The 18509-nt window shown below is 67.4% G+C and carries 19 protein-coding genes; 5 read left to right on the top strand and 14 right to left on the bottom strand.

What is annotated here, in order from left to right:
* Positions 1-4: 4 nt before the first annotated feature.
* The 3 genes from mexE to LU688_RS12505 all read right to left on the bottom strand — a co-directional run bounded on the left by mexE (position 5) and on the right by LU688_RS12505 (position 2543).
* Positions 5-1246 (bottom strand): multidrug efflux RND transporter periplasmic adaptor subunit MexE, encoded by a 1242-nt coding sequence (gene mexE, locus LU688_RS12495; protein ID WP_038705949.1) that lies wholly within the window; start codon positions 1244-1246, stop codon positions 5-7.
* A 153-nt stretch (positions 1247-1399) separates the two neighbouring features.
* Positions 1400-1993 carry an eCIS core domain-containing protein gene (locus tag LU688_RS12500; protein WP_023631952.1) on the bottom strand — a complete coding sequence of 198 codons (594 nt, stop codon included), beginning with the start codon at positions 1991-1993 and terminating at the stop codon, positions 1400-1402.
* Entirely contained in the window at positions 1980-2543 is a 564-nt protein-coding gene (locus LU688_RS12505; RefSeq protein WP_038705950.1) for a TetR/AcrR family transcriptional regulator, read from the bottom strand. Before LU688_RS12505 ends, LU688_RS12500 begins: the two co-directional genes overlap by 14 nt.
* An 89-nt stretch (positions 2544-2632) precedes the next feature.
* On the opposite strand from LU688_RS12505, the gene LU688_RS12510 reads away from it, so the two are divergent.
* Complete coding sequence (locus LU688_RS12510; protein ID WP_046855892.1) at positions 2633-3364, top strand: SDR family oxidoreductase; 732 nt, start codon at positions 2633-2635, stop codon at positions 3362-3364.
* A 27-nt stretch (positions 3365-3391) separates the two neighbouring features.
* On the top strand, positions 3392-3991 hold the full coding sequence (locus tag LU688_RS12515) for a 2-hydroxychromene-2-carboxylate isomerase (protein WP_023631325.1): 600 nt from the start codon (positions 3392-3394) through the stop codon (positions 3989-3991).
* Here LU688_RS12515 and LU688_RS12520 read toward each other — a convergent pair.
* From LU688_RS12520 to LU688_RS12540, 5 genes are all read right to left on the bottom strand, one after another.
* Positions 3978-4277 (bottom strand): DUF7693 family protein, encoded by a 300-nt coding sequence (locus LU688_RS12520; protein WP_160291335.1) that lies wholly within the window; start codon positions 4275-4277, stop codon positions 3978-3980. The two genes, LU688_RS12515 and LU688_RS12520, sit on opposite strands and share 14 nt — an antisense overlap.
* A gap of 7 nt (positions 4278-4284) precedes the next feature.
* Positions 4285-4830, bottom strand: coding sequence for a cupin domain-containing protein (locus LU688_RS12525; protein WP_094011166.1), 546 nt, complete (start codon positions 4828-4830; stop codon positions 4285-4287).
* 79 nt (positions 4831-4909) lie between these two features.
* The gene (locus LU688_RS12530; RefSeq protein WP_160291336.1) at positions 4910-6127 is read right to left on the bottom strand and encodes an MFS transporter; all 1218 of its coding nucleotides are present in this window, start codon (positions 6125-6127) and stop codon (positions 4910-4912) included.
* 79 nt (positions 6128-6206) lie between these two features.
* On the bottom strand, positions 6207-6740 hold the full coding sequence (locus tag LU688_RS12535; RefSeq protein WP_094011168.1) for a cytochrome b: 534 nt from the start codon (positions 6738-6740) through the stop codon (positions 6207-6209).
* Positions 6737-7783 carry a catalase family peroxidase gene (locus LU688_RS12540; RefSeq protein WP_094011169.1) on the bottom strand — a complete coding sequence of 349 codons (1047 nt, stop codon included), beginning with the start codon at positions 7781-7783 and terminating at the stop codon, positions 6737-6739. Before LU688_RS12540 ends, LU688_RS12535 begins: the two co-directional genes overlap by 4 nt.
* A gap of 133 nt (positions 7784-7916) precedes the next feature.
* Between LU688_RS12540 and LU688_RS12545 the strand changes: the two genes are divergently transcribed.
* Complete coding sequence (locus LU688_RS12545; RefSeq protein WP_160291337.1) at positions 7917-8435, top strand: sigma-70 family RNA polymerase sigma factor; 519 nt, start codon at positions 7917-7919, stop codon at positions 8433-8435.
* Positions 8432-9184 (top strand): anti-sigma factor family protein, encoded by a 753-nt coding sequence (locus tag LU688_RS12550; RefSeq protein WP_094011170.1) that lies wholly within the window; start codon positions 8432-8434, stop codon positions 9182-9184. Before LU688_RS12545 ends, LU688_RS12550 begins: the two co-directional genes overlap by 4 nt.
* Positions 9185-9219: 35 nt before the next feature.
* Here LU688_RS12550 and LU688_RS12555 read toward each other — a convergent pair whose 3' ends face one another.
* From LU688_RS12555 to LU688_RS12565, 3 genes are read right to left on the bottom strand one after another with little or no spacing between them, the layout of a single operon-like run.
* Positions 9220-9807: a TetR/AcrR family transcriptional regulator gene (locus LU688_RS12555; protein ID WP_094011171.1), complete on the bottom strand. Its 588-nt coding sequence runs from the start codon at positions 9805-9807 to the stop codon at positions 9220-9222.
* A 12-nt stretch (positions 9808-9819) separates the two neighbouring features.
* Entirely contained in the window at positions 9820-10668 is an 849-nt protein-coding gene (locus LU688_RS12560) for a 3-hydroxybutyryl-CoA dehydrogenase (protein ID WP_038705956.1), read from the bottom strand.
* Positions 10669-10682: 14 nt separating this feature from the next.
* Complete coding sequence (locus LU688_RS12565; protein ID WP_104443991.1) at positions 10683-11867, bottom strand: acetyl-CoA C-acyltransferase family protein; 1185 nt, start codon at positions 11865-11867, stop codon at positions 10683-10685.
* 171 nt (positions 11868-12038) lie between these two features.
* Between LU688_RS12565 and LU688_RS12570 the strand changes: the two genes are divergently transcribed.
* Positions 12039-13052 (top strand): AraC family transcriptional regulator, encoded by a 1014-nt coding sequence (locus tag LU688_RS12570; RefSeq protein ID WP_094011173.1) that lies wholly within the window; start codon positions 12039-12041, stop codon positions 13050-13052.
* 7 nt (positions 13053-13059) lie between these two features.
* On the opposite strand, the gene LU688_RS12575 is transcribed toward LU688_RS12570, so the two are convergent.
* The 3 genes from LU688_RS12575 to LU688_RS12585 all read right to left on the bottom strand — a co-directional run bounded on the left by LU688_RS12575 (position 13060) and on the right by LU688_RS12585 (position 18363).
* Entirely contained in the window at positions 13060-14457 is a 1398-nt protein-coding gene (locus LU688_RS12575; protein ID WP_110605075.1) for an APC family permease, read from the bottom strand.
* A gap of 140 nt (positions 14458-14597) precedes the next feature.
* Positions 14598-15848: a carbohydrate porin gene (locus tag LU688_RS12580; protein WP_038705959.1), complete on the bottom strand. Its 1251-nt coding sequence runs from the start codon at positions 15846-15848 to the stop codon at positions 14598-14600.
* 109 nt (positions 15849-15957) lie between these two features.
* Entirely contained in the window at positions 15958-18363 is a 2406-nt protein-coding gene (locus LU688_RS12585; protein ID WP_160291338.1) for a glucose/quinate/shikimate family membrane-bound PQQ-dependent dehydrogenase, read from the bottom strand.
* Between the last annotated feature and the right edge of the window lie 146 nt (positions 18364-18509).

Here is an 18509-nt window from a genome sequence, read left to right on the forward strand (position 1 = left end):
TCCCTTAACCGCGCGGCGCTTGGGCGCTGGCGACTTTGACATTGGCGCCGGCAACCTTCGGTGCCGGGTTGCTGGCTTCCAGGGCCTGACGCTGCTGGGCGAGGGCGGCGAGGGTCTGCTCACTGGCCATCGGCGTTTCCTCCGGGGTGACCGGCGAGCCAGGGCGCACGCGCTGCAGGCCCTTGACCACGATGCGGTCGTCCTTGCCCAGGCCGCTGCGCACAATACGCAGGCCTTCGAGCTTGGGCCCCAGTTCCACGGCGCGGTAGGCGGCCTTGTTGTCCTTGTCCATGACCAGCACGAACTTCTTGCCCAGGTCGGTGCCGACCGCTTCGTCGTTGATCAGCACGGCGTCGTACTGGGCGCTGCCGACCAGCTTCAGGCGCGCGTACAGGCCGGGGGTGAACTGGCCGTCACGGTTGTCGAACACGGCGCGGCCACGGATGGTGCCGGTGCGCGGGTTGACCTGGTTGTCGACGAAGTTCATCTGGCCCAGGTGTGGGTTGCCGGTCTCGTTGGTCAGGCCCAGGTACACCGGGGTGCTCTGGCCGCGCTGGCCGTCGCGGGCCAGCTGGCTGTACTTGAGGTACACGCGCTCGTCGGCGTCGAAGTAGGCGTAGACCTTGTCGGTGGAGACCACGCTGGTCAGCGGGGTGACGTCGGCCGTGACGATGTTGCCGGCGGTGAACTGGGCGCGGCTGACCCGGCCGCTGATCGGCGCGGTGACGCGGGTGAAACTCAGGTTCAGGCGGGCCAGGTCGAGCTGGGCCTGGATTGCGTCGACCCCGGCGCGGGCTTCGGCGGCGGCGCTGGTGCGCGACTCGGCCAGTTCCGCGGAGATCGCGTTGCTGTCACGCAGGCGCTCGCCACGGCGGGCTTCGTTGGCGCTGCGGATGGCGGTGGCCTTGGCTTGTTGCAGCTGGGCTTCGAGACGGCGGACTTCAGCCTGGAACGGGCGTGGGTCGATCTGGAACAGCAGGTCGCCTTTCTTCACCTGGGCGCCTTCGGTGAAGGCCACCAGGTCGACCTGGCCGGACACCCGTGGGCGTACCTCGACGGTTTCCGGTGCTTCGAGGCGGCCGGTGAACTCGTCCCATTCGTTGATCGGCTGTTCGATCACCTTGGCTACGCTGACTTTGGGCGCGGCGGGAGCCTGCACGGCGTCGGGGGTGCGACCGCAAGCGCTGAGCACCACCACTGCCAGGGCAGCGAGGGGGAAGCGCAGGGGTTTGAGTGAGTGATCCATGGAGAACTCCGCCGAGATATTAGTAGTGGGCGGAGTTTGAGTGTCTTGCGCGTGACGCACGAATCAAATGGAGCGAAGGTTATTATCACGGGCAATGATATGTCAGGTGCCATCATCAATCATGACGCATGGGCACCCATCAGGATTGCGCAGTCAGCGCGGCCCGCCAGCGGCTTTTTCACGCAATGCCTTGGCCACCTTGGCCTCGATCTCGTAGGCGGGGCCCTCCAGCGCCTGGTAGTCACGGGTGTATTGCTGGGCGAAGCCCTCGACGCCCAGCTCCTGATACTGCTGCACGTGCTTGAGCTCATGGGCCCACAACGCCACGTTGTCCTCGGCATCGGCGGGGCGGCGGAAGATGACCGTGTCGATCAGGGTCACGGCGTTGACGTCCGGGTTCTGCAGTAGAGCGTTGGCGGCGCTGATCTGCTGTTCGTTGCCGACCCGGTAACGTGCCGCGTCGAGCACGGCGAAGTCGTACCAGGGTTCGAGCTGTGCGCGGATATGCAGGGGAATCGGCTGCGTGCCATTGGCGGTGGCTTCCTCGCGGGCCTGGCGCAGGGCGAACACCAGGCTGCCGGTGGCCATGCGCTCGACATCCTGCAGCACCTGGCCTCCTTGGTTGGGGTCGATGGGCGCGCAGAAGCACACCACAAGGCAGACCTGGTACTGCCCGACCGGACAGCTGTCCTGGGCGAAGGCGGGCAGGGTCATCAGCAACCCCAGCAGCGTGCTAGCGAACCTCATCGAAGACCTGCTCGACCAGCTTGCGGCTGGCGTCCAGCACCTGTGCCTGCACCGGTTCGCTGGCCAGCATGCGCCCCACCACCAGCGCGCCGACACACTGGCTGAGCAAGGCCCATGCCAGGTCGGGGTCATCCAGGGTTTCGCTCCAGGCCTGGTGCAACTCCAGCAGCCAGTGTTCGGCCTGTTCGCGCACCGGCCGTTCGGCGCGGGCGATCTCCACCCCCAGTGGCGGCAACGGGCAGCCGCCTTCGGCATTGTGCAGGTGCGCCAGGCTCAGGTACTGGTCGAGCAGGCGCTTGAGCCGCGCACGGTCGGTGCCACGTTCGACCAGGCGCGCCAGCGGGCTGTTGGCCAGTTCACGGCGGACGATCTCGCTGAACAGGTCATCCTTGGACGGGAAGTGGTTGTAGAAGGCGCCGCCGGTCAGGCCGATGGCCTTCATCAGCCCGGCCACGCCAGTGGCGGCGAAACCGCCGCGCTTGGCCAGGGCGCCGCTGCTGGAGAGCAGTTTTTCACGGGTCTGTTGCTTGTGGTCGGTGGCATAGCGCATGCGCGCAACCTCGTGGTGTGGGCTTGACGATGAGCTGATCGTAGCATAGCGTTCGTTTACTAAACGATCATTCATCAATGGAGCGGTCCATGGCAGAACAACAAAAAGTCGTGCTGGTGATCGGGGCGGGTGATGCCACCGGCGGCGAGATTGCCAAGCGTTTCGCCCGCGAGGGCTACATAGCCTGCGTGACCCGGCGCGAGGCACAGAAGCTGCAGCCACTGCTCGCCGAAATTCGCGCCGAGGGCGGCCAGGCCCATGGCTTTGGCTCGGATGCGCGCAAGGAAGAGGAAGTCGCCGAGCTGGTGGAGACCATCGAGCGCGATATCGGCCCGATCGAGGCGTTCGTCTTCAACATCGGTGCCAATGTGCCGTGCAGCATCCTCGAGGAAACCCCGCGCAAGTACTTCAAGATCTGGGAAATGGCCTGCTTCGCCGGCTTTCTCACTGCCCAGGCGGTCGCCCGGCGCATGGTGACCCGAGAGCGCGGCACCATCCTCTTCACCGGTGCCACCGCTGGCACCCGTGGCGCGGCCGGTTTCGCCGCCTTCGCCGGCGCCAAGCATGGCCTGCGCGCCCTGGCCCAGAGCATGGCGCGGGAACTGGGTCCACGGAACATCCATGTCGGCCACGTGGTGGTCGATGGTGCCATCGACACCGCCTTCATCCGCGACAGCTTCCCTGAACGCTACGCGCTCAAGGACCAGGACGGCATCCTCGATCCTGCGCACATCGCCGACAGTTACTGGTTCCTGCATGCGCAACCGCGTGATGCCTGGACCTTTGAGCTGGACCTGCGCCCGTGGATGGAGCGCTGGTAAATCCCACCCTCATACAAGGATTGAATCATGAGCAAGACCGTCGAGTTCTTCCTGGACCTGGGCAGCCCGGCCACCTACCTGGCTTTCACCCAGCTACCCGCGCTGTGCGCGCGCCATGGGGCGCGGTTGGTGTACAAGCCGATTCTATTGGGTGGGGTGTTCCAGGCCACCGGCAATGCCTCGCCGGTAATGGTGCCGGCCAAGGGGCGCTATATGCGCATCGACCTCAAGCGCTATGCCGATCGCTATGGCGTGCCGCTGACCCTGCCGCCGGGGTTCCCGGTCAACACCCTGAGCCTGATGCGCGGGCTGATCGGTGTCCAGTTGTTTGCCGAAGAGCGTTTCGAGGCGCTGTTGAAGGTGTTGTTCGAAGGGCTGTTCGTGCACGGGCGCAATCTGGCAGATCCCGCGGTACTGGATGAAACCCTGACCGCCGGCGGCTTCGAGGCCGAGATGTTCCATGAACTGGCCGCCCGGCCCGAGGTCAAGGACGCCTTGCGCAAAGCCACCGAGGAGGCGGTCGAGCGCGGCTTGTTCGGGGCGCCGACGTGCTTTGTCGACGGGCAGATGTTCTTCGGCCAGGACCGCCTGGATTTCGTCGAGCAGGCCTTGGTCAGGCAGGCATGACTGAAAGCAGTCGCTCTATCTGCGTGCGTTCCCAAAGGCTCAGGTGATCGACCGGATTGGTGCCGTAGCGGTGCCAGTCGTCCAGCGAGCCCTGCCGCCCATCCGGGCACTGGCAGTGGCTGCAGTGGGTCAGCCCCTCGCTATCCAGTACCAGGGTCAGGCGCCATCCTTCGACCAGCACCTCAACTTGGTCACCGGCCAGGCGGGCGACCGTCACCAGCGGGCGGACGCCAAGGGCGGCATCACGCAGGCACTGGTACGCCTCGCGGCTGGCGACGGTGGTCATGCTCGGGTCAGAAGTTCGCCGGGGTGTTGGCGCTGATGATCTCGGCCTCGTCGGGGCCGATGTTCTTGAAGCTGTGGGGCAGGGTGGTGGGGATGTAGTAGCCGTCGCCGGCATTGAGAATGCTCACCTGGCCATCGACCCACAGTTCCAGGGTGCCACGGGTGACCAGGCCGCATTCCTCGCCTTCGGCATGCACGATCGGTTCGCCGGAGTCGGCGCCCGGTGCGTACAGCTCACGCAGCATGCGCATCTGCCGACCTTCGACGCTGGCGCCGACCAGCAGCATGCGCAGGCCGTTGCGGCCCAGGTCGGGCTGTTCGCTGCCACGGAACACATAGCGTTCCTCGCGCACCGGCTCGTCGAAACTGAAGAACTCGGCCAGGGACATGGGGATCCCTTCGAGCAGTTTCTTCAGGGAGCTGACCGAAGGGCTGACCCGGTTCTGCTCGATCTGCGAGATGGTCGAGTTGGTCAGGCCGCTGCGGCGGGCCAGCTCCCGTTGGGAGAGGTTGTTGCGTTCACGCACCAGTTTGAGTCGTGTCCCCGTGTCCATAGCCGCCTTGTTTGCAGAGGTGTCAAAAATAATGGGCGAGGCATTAAAACACACTCTGCACGCTTGCGCGCTGTGCGCATCAGTGGCGCTGGTCAGACGCTGCCGGCCACAGCCCGACCAGCAGCAGCAGGGCGCCCACGGCCAGGAACGGCAGGCGCGGATCGAGGGCATAGACCAGGGCACCGGCCAGCGGTCCGATTACCGCACCCATGCCTTGGGCGGCGCCGATCGAGCCGGCCGTCGCACCCTGTTCGCTGGCGTGCATGGCATTGGCCGCCAGGGCCGAGAAGGCCGGGAACACGAAGCCCATGCCGAACGCGGCGACGAAGAACGCACCCCACAGCCACGGCGCGCTGGTGGCCAGGGCCGCGGCGGCGAAACCAAGCCCGGATACGCATGCGCCGACCTTGATCATCTTCAGAGGTGGCCATTCCAACTGGCGCAGGAACACCTGGGCCAGCATCAGCGCCACGCCCACGCTGGTCAGGGCGATGCCCGCGGCCTGGGCGGCAGCGCCGGCCTCGAGCTGCAGGCGGTCGAGGGCGAAGAAACCGACGGCGATCTGCGACACGGTGATGCTCAGCATGGCGCTGAAGGCCACCAGCAAAGGCCTGCGCAGGCGCGGGTCGGACAGTCGCACCGGGTTGGGCGCATGGGGCTGGGCCAACGGCTGTGGCTTGAGCTTGAACAGCAGCACGACGAACGCCGTGGCCGGCAGCAGCGACAGCACATAGAACGGCATGCTCAGGCTGTAGCGCGACAGCAGCGCGGCCAGGGCCGGGCCCAGCACCAGGCCGACCGCGTTGGCCGCACCCAGCGAGGCCATGGCCCGCGCCCTGCGCTGCGGCTCGACGTGATCGGCGATCAGCGCGTTGCCGCCCACCGGCAGCGCGGCATAGAAGGCGCCGATCATGCCCCGCGCCAGCATCAGGCCGAAGAAGGCCAGGGTCGCGCCCGGCAGCCAGCGCAACGCGCCGTCGATGAACAGGCACAGCACCCAATAGGCCAGGGTGAAGCCGCCGCTGCCCAGCAGCAGTACCTGGCGCCGGCCAAGCCGATCGGCCAGGCGCCCCCAGGGCCGGGCCAGCAGCACCCAGACCACGCCGGCCACGGTCACCGCCGCGCCGGCCTGCCAGGTGGCCATGCCCAGCAAGCGGGCGATCGGGCCGATCAGGGCGACGAAAGCCATCATCGACATGGTGCAGGCCATGTTGGCCAGCATCAGCGGGCGCAGGTCCAGGGTGCTGGGCGGGCTGCTCACCGGGGCAAGCGTGGCAGGGTCCTTTGCAACGTTCATAAGGCAGTCCAGGGCAGTTCGACGAAATGAGCGCCGATGTTAGTAATTATTATTTACATTTGTCGAGCCCTGGCGGAGCTCACTCACCGCGACGCAACGGGCCTGGCCACATGCTACGCAAGACGCCGTCGCGACGCACCAGCCCATGCACCAAGGCTGCGCCCAAATGCACCAGCACCGTGGCGAACAGCAGGTAGCCGGCCCAGCCGTGGGCCTGGCGCAGCACCGCGTAGAGCTGCAGGTCGTGGGGGGCGATGGCGGGCAGTTGCAGCGGGCGGGGGTAACCGCCTGCCGAGAGCATCGCCCAGCCGAGCAGCGGCATGGCCAGCATCAGCCCATACAGCAGCAGGTGCGAGGCGCCGGCGGCCAGGCGCTGCAGGGGAGGCAGGTCACGAGGCAGCGGCGGGTGCGCCAGGCTCAGGCGCAGGACAATGCGCAGGATCACCAGCACCAGCAGGGCCAGGCCGGTGGCCTTGTGCAGCTCGACCAGCCAGGGGTGGCGTGGCGACAGGTCGGCGACCATGCTCACGCCGATGAACAGCATGGCCAGGATCAGCACGGCCATCAGCCAGTGCAGCAGCCGGGCCAGGGGGTGAAAGACAGTGGCGCTCATGGGCGGGCTCCTTCGGTCAGCGACTCGTGGCTGCGGCGGTTGAACGACACCGAATAGGCGGCCGAGCGAGCGGCGAGGATCGGGTCGGCGGAGGGTTCGATGCCGTGGGGCAGGATCAGCGGGTCGAAGTTCAGGTCGCGGCAGGCGCCTTGCTCGGGGCCGTCGACCTGCTCCACGACCAGGGTGCCGGCATCGAGGCTGCGGCGTTCGGCGGGCCAGGGCCGGGCCGGGTCGTCCACCGGATCGCCGGGGTCGGCCAGGGTCAGGCGCAGGGTCCAGCGCAGCGGGCCCTGGGCCAGGCGTTGCTGCAGGTCGTGCTGCAGGAACTGCTTGTCGTCGACCTGGGCGGGCAAAGCGGCGTATGCGGCCTGCGGCTCCAGTGCCCAGCGCACCGGGTGCGCCTGGCCGTTGGCATCGATCAGGCGGAAGGCGTTGATGCTGTTGTAGGCGGTGCTGGCGAAGCTGTCGCTGGGCTTGTAGCTGGCCGCCCACTGGCGAAACGCCGCACTCTCCGGGTGGGCGGCGAAGAAGGCTTGCAGCCTGGCCGGGTCGGGTTTGCCGGTGGCCGGGTCCGGGGCGCCGGCCAGGACCTGTTCATAGAAGCCTTCGACCGTGCTTACGGCCAGCACCGGCGGGTTGTTCATGCCGGTGCGCCAGACCTGGCCGTCGTCGCTGGTCAACTGCAGCGCCAGGCTGCGCACTGGTATGGCGGTGTCCGGCGCGAACGGATTGGCGCCGCCGATGGCGAAGCGGCCGATCACCGGCACCTTCTGCTGGCTGAACACCCGGGCGCTGGACAGCGAGGTGGCCTGGCCGCTGGCCTGGAAGTAACCGCTGACACACAGGCCCTTGGCATGGTTCTTCCGGTAGCCGGGGTGGTGGCCGGCCTGGGCTTCGAAGGTGTCGATGATGCGCTGTGGGGTCAGCCTTGGCGCGCCGATCCAGCCGGCGGCGTAGGCGAAGCCTGCGCCCAGGGCGGCCAGCGTGGCTGCGATGGCGGCCAGGCGCAGGGCCTTGGCGGGGCCGTGCAAGGGAGTAGTCATGGGAACGGTCCGGTCAGGTGGAATGAACCGGTACGACGCAGGGGCAAACGATTTATTCCCGGCGGGGGAATAGATTCCGTGCCCGCGCGTCTGCCTTGTACACTGACAGCCCGCAGGGCCCCGGAACCCGACCATGCATGACCTGGACGACCAACAATGGCGTGAGCTGCTGCAGCGCCTGCGCCGCTTCGCCCTGTGGCTGACCCGCGAGCCCTGTACCGCCGACGACCTGGTCCAGGCCACGGTCGAGCGCGCCTTGAGCCGTCGCGGCCAGCAGCGTGATGCCGACAGCCTGCGGCCTTGGCTGTTCACCATCCTTTACCGGCTGTTCCTCGACGGCAAGCGCCGCGAGCGCTTGCACGCGCGCTGGCTGGCCTGGTTCGGCCGGGGCCAGGCCGAGGAACCGGCGGGCGGCGAGATCGAGAGCATCGTGCTGGCCCAGGCCGACCTGCAGGCCTTCGCCCGCTTGTCGCCCGAGCAGCGGGCATTGCTGTTGCTGGTCAGTGTCGAGGGCTTGAGCTACAAGGAGGCGGCCGAGACGCTTGGCATCCCCATCGGCACCGTGATGTCGCGCCTGTCGCGTGCCCGTGCCGCCCTGCGTGAACTGACCGAGGGCAACCCTGCGCCCCCGGCCCTGCGGAGACTCAAATGACACGCCTGATCCCCACCGAGCACGAGTTGCACGCCTATGTCGACGAGCGCCTGGAGCCGGCGCGCCGGGCCGAGGTGCAGGCCTGGCTGGCCGCCAATCCGCAGGAGGCCGTGCGCATCGAGGCCTGGCGTGCCGATGCCCGGCGCCTGCGGGCGGCCCTGGCCGGCTTTGGCGAGCGGCCGAGCGATCCGCACCTTGACCTGGCGCCGCTGCGTCGCCGCCTGCGCCAGCGCCGGCAGCGTCGCCTGGCAGCAGCGGCGGTGCTGATGCTGGCGCTAGGCCTGGGCGGGATTGGCGGCTGGCAGGCGCGCCAGGTAACGCTGTTCGCCGGCATGCTGCCCATGGCCGACGCGGTGCAGGCCCACAGGCTGTTCGCCGAGGCCAGCACGCTGGACATCGAGGCTCGCGACCCGGCACGCCTGCAGGCCTGGCTGGGCACTCACTTCAACCGCGTCGGCCGCCTGCCGGACCTGGCGGGCTATGGCTTCCAGCCAGTGGGGGCGCGACTGTTGAGCAACGAGGCGGGGCCAGCGGCGTTGCTGGTGTTCGAGGATCGCCAGGGACAGCGCATCAGCCTGTTCCTGCGTTCTCCCGGCGAGCATTTCGAGCGTATGCCTACCGGCCAGCGCACCGATGGCCAGCTGGAGGCTCGCTACTGGTCCCATGGCGATTACAACTTTGCCCTGGTCAGCGCGGTGGACGATACCCGTGGCGAGCAGCTACGCCAGGCGCTGGGGGTCAGTCTGTAGACGGCTTGACGGCGGTCGACCGGGTGATCACAACACTACCCAAGCGTCCTTTCCATGGCGCCCACCACCAGACCCTCCATCAACCCAACTCCCTCGGCTTCACCCAAGCCCTTGCCGCGTAACATTCCGGGCAACTGGTTAAGCAGCGTCGCCAGCACATGCCCGGTGGCCGCCAGGGTTTCCCCGGCCAGCCGCGCCTGCGGCGCAATCAGGCGCAGCAGCCCGGTTTCGTAGCGTTCGCGCAAACCCGCAAGGCGTGCCTGCTGGTCCTCGCTCAGGCAGCAGAAATCCCGCTCTGCCAGGCGAAACTGCAACGGCCGCTCGCCATGCAACTGCCAATGCGCGGCGATCAGGCAGGCCAGCACCGGCTTGCCCTGGGTCCGCGCCCGGCGGCCTTGGTCGAGGGTCGCCTGCAGCTCCTCGTACAACTCCTCGATAAGGTCGTACAAAAGGTCCTGCTTGCTGGGGAAGTGGTGGTACAGCGAACCTGCGGTCAAGCCCACGTGCGCCGCCAGCTCACGCATGCTGACCTGGCCGAAGCCTTTTTCGGCGAACAGGGCCATGGCCCGGTCGCGCCGCTCCTCGAAATTGGCGCAGCGCAGCGCCGCAGTGACCGGGGCCATGGCGCGGTTCCTCTAGTAGGTGAAGAAGCCTCGGCCGCTCTTGCGCCCCAGGTAGCCGGCGGCAACCATTTCCTTGAGCAGCGGCGCGGGGCGGTACTTGCTGTCGTTGAAGCCTTCGTGGAAGGCCTCCATGATCGCCAGCAGCGTGTCCAGGCCCACCAGATCGGCCAGGGCCAGCGGGCCGATCGGCTGGTTGCAGCCCAGGCGCATGCCGGTGTCGATGTCTTCGGCGCTGGCCAGGCCTTCCTGGAACACGAAGATCGCTTCGTTGATCATCGGCACCAGGATGCGGTTGACCACGAAGCCCGGGCGGTTGCCGGCGGTGATCGGGGTCTTGCCGAGTCGCTCTGTCACCAGCAATGCCTGGGCATAGGTCGCGTCGCTGGTCTGCAGGCCACGGATGATCTCGACCAGCGCCATCATCGGCACCGGGTTGAAGAAGTGCACGCCGATGAAGCGCTGCGGCTGCTCGATGCTCGCGGCCAGCTGGGTCACCGATAGCGACGAGGTGTTGGTGGCGATCAGGCACTCGGCGCTGACGTTGGCCGCCACCTGCTGCAGGATGCGCTGCTTGAGGGCGAGGTTCTCGGTGGCCGCCTCGATCACCAGTTGCGCGCTGGCCAGCTGGGCGTAGTCGGTGCTGGTGCGGATGCGCGCCTTGGCCGCGGCGGCCTTGTCAGCGTCGATGGTGCCCTTGCCGACCTGGCGCTCGAGGTTCTTGCCCAGGGTCGCCACGCCACGCTCCAGCGCGGCGTCGGAAACGTCCACCAGCAGGACCTGGTAGCCGGCCAGCGCGCACACCTGGGCGATGCCGTTGCCCATGGTGCCGGCGCCGATCACGGCGATCTGTTCGATGTTCATACTGCTGACTCCTGTCAAACGCGTTCGAAGACGATGGCGATGCCTTGACCGCCACCGATGCACATGGTGGCCAGGGCGTAGCGGCCCTGGACGCGGTGCAGTTCATGGATGGCCTTGGTGGCGATGATCGCGCCGGTGGCGCCGACCGGGTGGCCGAGGGAAATGCCCGAGCCGTTGGGGTTGACCTTTTCCGGGTCGAAGCCCAGGGCGCGGGCCACGGCGCATGCCTGCGAGGCGAAGGCTTCGTTGGACTCGATCACGTCCAGGTCGCTGACCTTCAGGCCGGCTTTCTCCAGCACTTTCTGCGTCGCCGGGATCGGGCCCAGGCCCATCAGCGCCGGCTCCACGCCGGCGTGGGCGTAGGCGACGATCCGCGCCAGCGGCTTGAGGCCCTGGCGGCGCACGGCGTCGCCGGTGGCCAGGACCAGGCCGGCGGCGCCGTCGTTGATGCTGCTGGCGTTGCCGGCGGTGACCGTGCCGTCCTTCTTGAACACCGGCTTCATGCCCGCCAGTTGTTCGGCGCTGGCATCGGCGCGCACGTTCTCGTCCACGGCGAATTGCACGCTGCCTTTGCGGGTCTTGATCTCGATCGGCACGATCTGGCCGTTGAAGCGGCCTTCGGCGATGGCGCGGGCAGCGCGATGCTGGCTGGTCAGGGCCACTTCATCCTGCATCTCGCGGCTGATGCCATGGGCCGCCGCGACATTCTCGGCGGTGATGCCCATGTGGAAGTGCTCGAACGGGTCCTGGAGGATGCCGACCATGTAGTCGATGCCTTGCAGGTCGCCCATGCGTGCGCCCCAGCGCGCTTGCGGCAGCAGGTAGGGACCGCGGCTCATGGCTTCGGCGCCGGCGGCCAGGGCGATGTCGCTGTCACCCAGCAGCAGGCCCTGGGCAGCCGAGACGATGGCCTGCAGGCCCGAGCCACACAGGCGGTTGACGCTGAACGCCGGGGTTTCCTTGGGGATGCCGGCGTTCATCGCCGCGACCCGGCCCAGGTAGGCATCGCGTGGTTCGGTGGGGATCACGTTGCCCATCACCACATGGCCGATCTGCTCGGCGGCGACGCCCGAGCGCTCGATGGCGGCGCGGGTGACCTGAGTGGCGAGGTCGGCCAGCGGCAGGTCCTTGAGCGAACCGCCGAAGCTGCCGATGGCCGAACGTACCGCACTGACGACGAAGATTTCTGTGCTGCTCATGGGGGCTCCGTTTGCGAAGGCGTGGCGGGGCGCGGGATGCTCTGCGAGAATGGCGCCCACACCCTGCGGGGGTGGATCGAGTCTAGGCAAAGGCCTGCGGGCGGCCTATGCCGGATCTGTTCAGACAACCTGGCATTTTTTGCCACTCAGCATAGACAGCGGACTTCTGCCATGCGCGATAGCGACACGGTCGCGGTGTACTTCCTCAATGCCATGGTCCACGCCCTGCGCGACCGGCCCCAGGCGCGCGACGCCCATCTGCGGGCGGTGGGCATCGACCCGCAGGTGCTGGCCGAGCCATTGGCGCGGGTGCCGGCCAAGGCCTTCGCCCAGCTGTGGCTGGCGCTGATCGATGAGCTGCACGATGAGTTCTTCCAGCTCGACAGCCACGGCATGCCCCTGGGCAGCTTCGCCCTGATCTGCCGCGGGTTGATCCAGGAGCCGACCCTGGGCAAGGCGCTGCGCCAGTGCCTGGGCAGTTTTGCCCTGTTCCTGCGCGATTTGAACGGCCATGTCACGGTGCGTGGCGCGCGCACCGTGATCAGCGTGCAATCGACCATCGCCGATCCGCTGACCCGGGTCTACGCCGAGGAAACCTACCTGGTGCTGGTGATCGGCCTGCTGTGCTGGCTGGCCGGCCGGCGCATCGCCATCGACCGCACCGAGCTGGCCCTGGCGCGCCCGGCGCAGGAGGATGACGCGCTGCTCTGGGGACCGGACCTGCGCCTGGGCAGCGGGCGCACCGAGGTGGAGTTCGACAGCGCCTGGCTGCGCCTGCCGGTGGTGCAGGACCTGGCGGCGCTGAAGGGCTTCCTGCGCAGCGCGCCGCAGGGGCTGGTGATCCGCTTTCGTAACCAGAATGGCCGGGTGGCGGAGGTCTATCGACATTTGCGCGCCCTGCATTACGGGCAGTGGCCCACGCTCGACGCCATGGCCGCACGGCAGAAGCTCAGCGCCAGCAGCTTTCGCCGCCAGCTGGAGCGCGAAGGGCGTTCCTATCAGCAGATCAAGGACGAGGTGCGCCGGGCAATGGCCTTCGAGCTGCTGCGCGAAGGCCACCTGAGCATCGCCGAGGTCGCCGAGCACACCGGCTTCCAGGAACCCAGCGCGTTTCACCGGGCATTCAAGAAGTGGACCGGACAGAGCCCGGGCAGTTACCGGGCCAAGCGCGGCGCATCGGCTTGATGGTCGGTCAGTGCCGCAAGGGCTCGGGCCTGAATAATGGCTTCTTCATCACCGCTTTGATCCACACGATTGCGATCAGTGAAACCACCGCCAGCACGAGCCCGGCGGTGCCGTAGATCTTCAGGCTCATCTCGGGACTGGGCGATGCGTTCCAGATCGCGTACAGCATGCCGCCGATGCCGAACAGCTGCGGCAACGGATAGAACGGTGTGCGGAACGGTCGCGCCAGGTGCGGGTAGCGATGGCGCAGGGCGATCACGTCCAGGTGCACGATGATGTAGGCCAGCAGCCAGGCCAGCGCGGCGGCCAGCAGCAACAGGTTGACCGCCGCCGCGTCCTGGCCCATCAGCAGGATCGGCAGGCCGGTGATCGCCGCCACGAACAGCACCGCGACCCAGGGTGTACGGGCGCGCGGGCTGAGCTGCTTGAACTGGGGGAACGCCTGGCCATTGCAGGCCATGCCGTAGAGCATGCGCGGAATGGCCGCCAGCGAGGTGTTGAGGGTGCTGCAGGTGGCGGTGACCGCGGCGATCACCAGGAACACTTCGCCGGTCTTGCCGAACACCGTGGTGGCGAACAGGTAATGGGGCAGGGCATCGCTGCCCAGCGCCTCGCGGGGTACCAGGAACAGCGCGCCCAGACCGTACAGGCCGATGGTGGCGAAGATAATGGTCAGGCCGATGATCATCGAACGCGGGATGTTGCGCTCGGGCTTGCGGGTTTCTTCCACCAGCGAGCAGACGAACTCGGCGCCGACGAAGCCCCACACGGCCATGGCGGTCAGGGCCAGCACCCCTGCGCCCATGGGGTTCCAGTCGCCCTGCAGCAGGGTGGCGGTGACACCCTCGGCATGCCCTTCGCTGATCGCGGCAACGCCGAGGATCAGCAGCACGATGACCATGACCACGGCCATGGCGCTCTGCAGCTTGGCGAAGATGTCGATGCCCATGAGGTTGAGGCCGGTAAACAGGGCAAGTACGCCGAAGGCCACCGAATACTGCGGGAACACCCCGGGGTAGACCTTGCCGACGATCAGGTCGAGCAGCAGCAACTCGGCCGACAGCGCGAACATGGCCACCACCACGTAGCCGGAGAAGGTCGCGAGGATGGCCGGGAAGTGCCCCAGCGCCACCTCGGTGTAGCTCGACAGGCTGCCGGCGCGCGGCACCAGCAGGGCCAGCTCCGAGAACGAGAACGCATAGCTCAGGGCCAGCAGGTAGGCCAGCCCCAGGGGCACGATGAAGCCCAGGCCGGCGGCACCGACCCCCTGCAGCATCATCACCATCACCCCTTGCGACACCACCAGGCCGACCGCCACCGCCAGCAGCGATCCCAGCCCCAGGACCCGGCGAAAGCCGGCTTGATCGTGCTGCACGCTGGCAGGCACGGACGCACTTGCACTCATGACAGTTCCCCGCTCTTTGTTGTTGTAGTTGCGCCAGATACTGGGACAGGGTACGCAGCGGGGAAATTAGTAAATATGTGGTTGGTGCAGAGGAAAAAGCTGGGCTTGCCGGCGAAAGGGCCGCAGGGCGGCCCCGGTGCTCAGAACGTCGCCTTGACCTGCAAGCCGACTACCAGGGCGTTGTCGATGTCCTTCCCGGAAAACGCCCCCGGCTCGACGATGTACTGCACGTCCGGGCGCAGGTTCAGCCACGGCGTGGCCTGGTAGCCGTAGCTCAGCTCGATCAGTTGTTCGGCGCTGTCGATGTCGGGGAATGGCTGGCCGGCATTGAATGCGGCAGCCTCGAGCACGTCGCGGCTGCGCGGGTTCGGCACTGCGCGGCCGTAACCCAGCGCCACGGTATCCCGAGGCCGGCCCGCGAACGGCTGGTACAGCACCACGCCGGCACCGTACCACTTGGTGAATGGCGAGGCGGCCTTGCTCGAGGCCGAGTACTGGCCGAAGGCGTGCAGGCTGCGCCCCGGCAATGCCGGGTCGTTCCACACGGCCTGGTCGACCAGCAGGTAATGGCCACCTCGACCGGCGACTTCCTCGCTGCTGCCGATGCGTTGCACGTTCGAGCTGTCGTAGTAGTAACCGACCTTGTACTCGCCCGGCAGCTGGCCACGCAGCTTGTACACCAGTTCCAGCGGGAGCACGGTGCCGGTGCTGTGCTTGGGCCCCAGGTGCCAGGCACGGCTGGAATTGCCGTTGCTCTCGGGGTCGACGTTGAACGCCGCCACGCGCAGTTGCCAGTCTGGCGCCAGGTCGTACTTGAGCCGCGCACCCAGGTGTGCGTTGGGATAGTTGGTCCAGCCGCTGCCGCCGGACATGTTCAGCGGGTGGCCGCAGAAGCCGGCGTTCATGAAGTTGCACAGGATGCCGCTGTCCAGCCCGCCGAGGTCGTTGCCCATGGCCATGTAGCCGAGCTTGAGGTTCAGCGCAGGCGACAGGTTACGCTCATAGCTCAGTTCGGTGAGGCGGGTGTAGAGGCCGCCGTAGTTTTCCTGGATCGGCAGGCGGTTGCCCACCAGGTCCTCCGAGGCGCTGTTGCCGCGGCGGTCGTTGATGGTCAGCTGGACCTTGCCACCGTTGTCCAGGCCATACAGTTTCGACAGGTCGAACTGCGCGCCCAGCTTGAGATTCTGCGAGTAGCGGGCCGAACGGTGCAGGCCGCCGTGGGCGTTGTAGGCGGTCTCGCCGCTGTAGTCGCCGGTGAAGGTGATGCCGTCTGCCGCGAGTTGCTGGCGCAGGCCGCCCCAGTCACCGGTCAGGGTGTTGTCGGCGGCGAATGCAGGGGTGCTGGCAAGGGCCAGAAGCAGGGTGGGGGTGAGGCGTGAAACGGATGACATTGCAAGGTCTCGGGTGGTCTGAAAGGGCCTCATCGCCGGCAAGCCGGCTCCCACAGTGAGTGCGCGGACCCTGTGGGAGCCGGCTTGCCGGCGATACAGGCGACGCGATTTATGGCAGTGCGTACGCCATCACATAGTCACCGCGGTCGGTCGACTGGCGCGCACCGCCGGCGGTGATCACCACGTACTGCTTGCCGGTCCTGGGCGACACATAGGTCATCGGGCCGCCCTGGCTGCCGACCGGCAAACGGGCTTTCCAGATCTCGCTGCCGTTGCTGCTGTCGTAGGCGCGCAGGTAGAAGTCCTGAGTGCCGGCGATGAACACCAGGCCGCCCTGGGTGGACAGGGTGCCGCCGAGGGTTGGCAGGCCGATCTTGATCGGCAGGTGCATGCGGATGCCCAGGGGGCCGGTGTCCTCGACGGTGCCGACCGGCACCTGCCAGGCCACCTGGCGGGTCTTCATGTCGATGGCGGTCAGGGTGCCGAACGGCGGCGCCTGGCACGGGATTCCGGCCACCGACAGGAAGCGGTTCTTGTTCACCGCATACGGGGTGCCCTTGAGCGGCACCGCGCCCATGCCGGTGTTCAGCGCTTCGCCACCGGCGGCGGCATCACCCTTGTTCTGCGACGGGATCATCTGGATCCACAGGCCCAGGCGCATGTCGTTGACGAAGATGAAACCATGTACCGGGTCGGTGGAAATGCTGCCCCAGTTCATCCCGCCCAGCGAGCCCGGGAAGCTCAGCGACAGGTCGGTGCCGGGCGCGGTGTAGAGGCCGTCGTAGCGCATCTTCTTGAAGTCGATGCGGCACAGCAACTGGTCATAGGGCGTGGCGCCCCACATGTCCGACTCGGTCAGGGTCTGCGCGCCGATCTGTGGCATGCCCACCGACTTCGGCTGGGTTGGCGAGTACGGCTCATTGGGGATGTTGCTTGGCTTGACCGGCACTTCATCGACTTGTGTGAGTGGCTTGCCGGTGGCGCGGTCGAGCACGTAGATCTGCCCGGCCTTGGTACCGATCACCACGGCCGGCACGCTGCTGCCGTCATCCTTGGTGAAGTCGATCAGGCTCGGCTGCATCGGCAGGTCGAAGTCCCAGAGGTCGTTGTGCACGGTCTGGTAGACCCACTTCTGGTTGCCGGTGGTGGCGTCCAGGGCCAGCACCGAGGCGCCGTAGGTGTGGTCGAGCTTGTTGCGCTCCACGCCGTAGATATCGGTGGACGAGGAGCCCATCGGCAGGAACACGGTGTTCATCGCCGGATCGTACGACATCGGCGCCCAGCTGTTGGGAGTGCTGCGCACGTAGGTGCCATCGCCCTGGGGGGCGGCGCGATCTTCCGGGTTACCAGGGTCGAAGGCCCAGCGCTGGGCCCCGCTGATCACGTCGAAGCCACGGATGACGCCGCCGGGCATGTCGGTTTGCACGTTGTCGGCCACGCGCCCGCCGACCACCACGGTGGTACCGGCCATCAGCGGTGCCGAGGACAGCTGGTAGTAGGAATCCGGCACATCGCCCAGGCCGGCCTTGAGGTCGACCTGGCCGTTGTCGCCGAAGCCCTGGCAGAACGCGCCGGTGTCGGCGTCGACGGCGATCAGGCGGCCATCGATGGTGTTGGTCAGCAGGCGGCGCTGGCAGTTGGCGCCGGCCGGCACGCTGGCCAGGGTGATCGGTGAACTGTTCGGCTGGCTCGGTTGGGAGATCGGCGCGGTGGCGTCGAAGTAAGCCATGCCACGGCAGCGCTGCCAGACCTTGGACTGGGCGTTGATGGCGTTCTTCCACAGCTGCTTGCCGGTGTCGGCGTCCAGCGCGATCAGGTTGTTGTGCGGGGTGCAGATGAACACCTTGTCGCCGACCTGCAGCGGGGTGAGCTGGTCTTCGGCGCCATTGCCGTCGCTCTGGGCGACATCGCCGGTGTGGTAGGTCCAGGCGACCTTGAGCTTGTCGACGTTGCCACGGTTGATCTGGTCCAGGGCAGCGAAACGGCTGCCGCCTTCGGTGTTGCCGTAGTGGGCCCAGTCCTTCTGCTGCTGGCCAGGCTCGACCGGGGTCAGGCCCGGGCCGTTGCCGGTGGGGGCGACACTGGGGTGGGCAACGAACATGTTGCCGGCGGCGATGGCCAGGGCCACGGCCAGCACGCCGGCGATGCCATAGGCGCCACGCGCCTGGCGGCGCACCAGTTGCGGGTAAACCAGCGCGACCACCAGGCCGATGGCGGCGAACATGAACAGGCGCGAGAACAGCGGCCAGAACACCAGGCCGCTGTCGGCCACGGCCCAGATCGCGGTGCCGGCGAGGAACAGGGCGTACAGCCAGGCGCCGGCGGGCTTGCCTCGGGCGATGAGCAGGCCGGCGAGGGCCATGGCCAGGCCGCCGGTCAGGAAGTACCAGGAACCGCCCAGGCCGGCCAGCTTGACGCCGCCGGCGGCCAGGAGCAGGCCGAGCAGGGCGATGACAACGCCCAGGCCGACCAGGATGAAGGTTGAGGCGCCAGTGGCGCGGGGTGAGTCTTTCATGCCAGGGATCTCGCAGGTGGAATACCGGCAGTTTAATCCCTTAGCAAGCTAATTAACAAGTTAGTACATTTTAAATCGGGACCGATTGTCGCAGCTCGAGCAGCCGATTCATCAGCCGCTCCCTCGCAGCCACGCGCCAAAATGAA

This window comes from Pseudomonas soli (assembly GCF_021283165.2).
Taxonomy (GTDB): Bacteria; Pseudomonadota; Gammaproteobacteria; order Pseudomonadales; family Pseudomonadaceae; genus Aquipseudomonas; species Aquipseudomonas soli.